Origin of the sequence: Labilibaculum manganireducens, from assembly GCF_002843385.1 — a bacterium.
In the GTDB taxonomy this organism is placed as follows: domain Bacteria; phylum Bacteroidota; class Bacteroidia; order Bacteroidales; family Marinifilaceae; genus Labilibaculum; species Labilibaculum manganireducens.
Genome location: NZ_MVDE01000086.1, coordinates 1 through 1,306 on the forward strand (window position 1 = coordinate 1; position 1,306 = coordinate 1,306).

The 1,306-nt window shown below is 41.0% G+C and carries 1 protein-coding gene; it reads left to right on the forward strand.

Annotated features, from left to right (window positions below):
- Window positions 1-1,306 (forward strand): PKD domain-containing protein (locus BZG01_RS21715; RefSeq protein ID WP_218973196.1); only part of this gene is annotated, 1,306 nt, incomplete at both ends.

A 1,306-nucleotide genomic window follows, 5' to 3' on the forward strand; every position in this document is an offset into this window, starting at 1 on the left:
CCAGTATTAGCAGATGTAACAGGTGAGTGTTCAGCAACCGCTGTGGCACCGACTACTACAGATGGATGCTCTGGTACAATTACAGGAACCACAAGTGATCCATTAACTTATACAACACAAGGAACACGTGTAATTACTTGGTCTTTTACTGATGGCAATGGTCAAACAGTAACAGCAACTCAGAATGTAATAATTGATGATGTAACTTCACCAGTAATTCCAGTATTAGCAGATGTAACAGGTGAGTGTTCAGCAACCGCTGTGGCACCGACTACGACAGATAATTGTGCTGGTGTTTTGACAGGAACAACAAGTGATCCTTTAACATACAATACTCAAGGAACTCACGTAATAGCATGGACTTTTGATGATGGAAATGGAAATTCAATTGTTGTAAATCAGAATGTATTAATTAATGATACAACAGATCCAGTAGCCGATTTAGCAAGTTTATCAGATGTTACAGCCCAGTGTGAAGTAACAAGTTTAACAGCACCAACAGCAACCGATAATTGTGACGGAGCAATCAGCGGAACACATTCAGAAACGTTCCCGATTACAGCATCAAAAACTGTAGTTTGGACTTATACTGACGGATCAGGCAACAGCACAACACAGACTCAGAATGTAGTAATTAATGATACAACAGATCCAGTAGCAGACGCAGCAAGTTTATCAGATGTTACAGCCCAGTGTGAAGTAACAAGCTTAACAGCACCAACAGCGACAGATAACTGTGACGGAGTATTAACAGGAACTCATACAACAACACTGCCAATTACTTCTTCAACCGTAGTAACCTGGACTTATACTGACGGATCAGGAAATACCAGTACACAGACTCAGAATGTAGTAATTAATGATACAACGGATCCTGTAGCAGACGCAGCAAGTTTATCAGATGTTACAGCCCAGTGTGAAGTAACAAGCTTAACAGCACCGACAGCGACAGATAACTGTGACGGAGTATTAACAGGAACTCAAACAACAACACTGCCAATTACTTCTTCAACCGTAGTAACCTGGATTTATACTGACGGATCAGGAAATACCAGTACACAGACTCAGAATGTAGTAATCAATGATACAACAGATCCTGTAGCTGACGCAACAAGTTTATCAGATGTGACAGCCCAGTGTGAAGTAACAAGTTTAACAGCACCGACAGCAACCGATAATTGTGACGGAGCAATCAGCGGAACACATTCAGAAACGTTCCCGATTACAGCATCAAAAACTGTAGTTTGGACTTATACTGACGGATCAGGAAATACCAGTACACAGACTCAGAATGTAGTAATCAATG